The organism is Streptomyces sp. NPDC101776 (assembly GCF_044766845.1).
Taxonomy (GTDB): domain Bacteria; phylum Actinomycetota; class Actinomycetes; order Streptomycetales; family Streptomycetaceae; genus Streptomyces.
Genome location: NZ_JBIWMV010000061.1, coordinates 1 through 1,677, shown reverse-complemented (window position 1 = coordinate 1,677; position 1,677 = coordinate 1). Strand labels below are relative to the sequence as shown.

Annotated in this window: 1 protein-coding gene; it reads right to left on the bottom strand. The window is 68.0% G+C overall.

Going from position 1 to position 1,677, the window contains the following annotated elements; all coding sequences use genetic code 11:
* Window positions 1-175: 175 nt before the first annotated feature.
* Entirely contained in the window at window positions 176-1,555 is a 1,380-nt protein-coding gene (locus tag ACIRRY_RS51790) for an IS1380 family transposase (protein WP_403988147.1), read from the bottom strand.
* Window positions 1,556-1,677 lie beyond the last annotated feature (122 nt).

Here is a 1,677-nt window from a genome sequence, read left to right as displayed (position 1 = left end):
TAGCCTCGATCGTTCATGAGTCCTCGTCGGTGTGCTGACGGGGACTCTGTGTTTGTGAGGTGCGGTCTTTTCGGGGTTGGGGCACGCTTTCGGCCCGGTTGTCGCGTCGGGTGGGCGCCGGGTTCCACTTCGCCGGTGATGTGGTTCGGGTTGTCGGGATGGCCGAAGTGGCTGGTCAGCCGGGGTTCGGGAGGCTGTTGAGCCTGCCGATCGCATGGATGATGACGTCGGTCCAGGGCCATCGGGTCGTGAAGCGGAGCCAGTTGCGGCGGCCGGTGTTCACGAGCTGGGCGGCAGCGGAGAACAGCCGCAGGCGAAGCTTCTTCGGTTCCCAGCGGCGGGTCTGGCCGGTCAGGGCGAGCATCGGCATCCAGGCGAGGAGGTCGAGCGCGAGGGAGATGATCTCCAGCCAGACCTGGTTTTGTGCGGTGTCGTGCAGGGGCAGGTTGCGCAGACCGGTGGTGCGGGCGTTTCTGATGCGGTCCTCGCAGCGGGCTCGGCGGCGGTGGCGCAGTTCGAGGTTGGCGAGCTGACCGCGTTTGGTGTTGGTGGCGAAGCAGGTCAGCCTCAGCCCGTCGAGGTCGGTGAAGCGCAACTGGGCGCCGGGGTGCGGCCGTTCCTTGCGGACGATCAGCCGCATCCCCTTCGGCCAGGTGCTCAGGTCGGGCATGTCGGTGATCTCTGCGACCCAGGCGCCGGGCCGCTCGGTGCCGCCGGCGTCGTAGGCCGGCGTCCACGCCTTCTTCGGGATCTTCAGGACGGCCTGGTGGATGGCGTCGGTGATGGTCATTCCGATGGAATACGACAGCCACCGGCCCGGTTTGGAGAGCCAGTCCAGGAAGGCATGGGTGCCGCCGGCGGAGTCGGTTCGGATCAAGGTCTGCCGTCCCCGCCGCAGATGTTTCGGCAGTTGGGCCAAGGCGAGCTGGGCGGTGGTGATGTGATCGGAGGCGGTGTTGGAGCCCGCGTTGCCGGGCCGCAGCAGCGCGGCCACCGGCTCCCCGGACCCGGCCGGGCCGTGGTCGACGAACGCGACGAGCGGATGATGGCCAAAGGTCTTCTTCCAGGTCGCGGTGGCGTCCTGCTTCTCGGAGTGCGCAAGGACCAGCACCCCGTCGATGTCCACGATCACACTGCCACCGGCGGCAGGACTGTTCTCACCGGCCAACTCCCAGACCCGCGACCGTACTTCGGCTCGCGTCGTGCGGATCGCGGTGAGGGCCTTCGGCCCGGCTGCGGCGAGGGCGTCGATGAGCCGGGAGACCGTCGGGTCGGACGCCACCGGGCCGAACAGGTTGGCCTCGGCCCGCAGCATGGCGACATCGGCGAGGCAGTCCCCGCCCAGAGCGACTCCGAGCGCGACATCCAGCAGGACCTTGCCCGGATCGTGCACCGTCCGCGGCTTGCGCCACGGCGCCAGCGCCGCCGATATCGCGGTGTCCAGCCCGGACTTGCGGACCGTCTCGACCAACAGCACCGCCCCGGCCTGCGAGACCGCCCCGCTGCCACCGCCCTCGACACGGACACGCGGGTACAACCCGATACGCTTACTCACCTGGAGAGTGCTTCTTTCCGTGCAGCTGACAGGACCCTCGACAAGTCCCATCGTTGCAGGTCAGGAGCACTCTTCGCTTATTTGATCAAGGCATGGACGAGCACGCTCATGAAAGCGCGAGG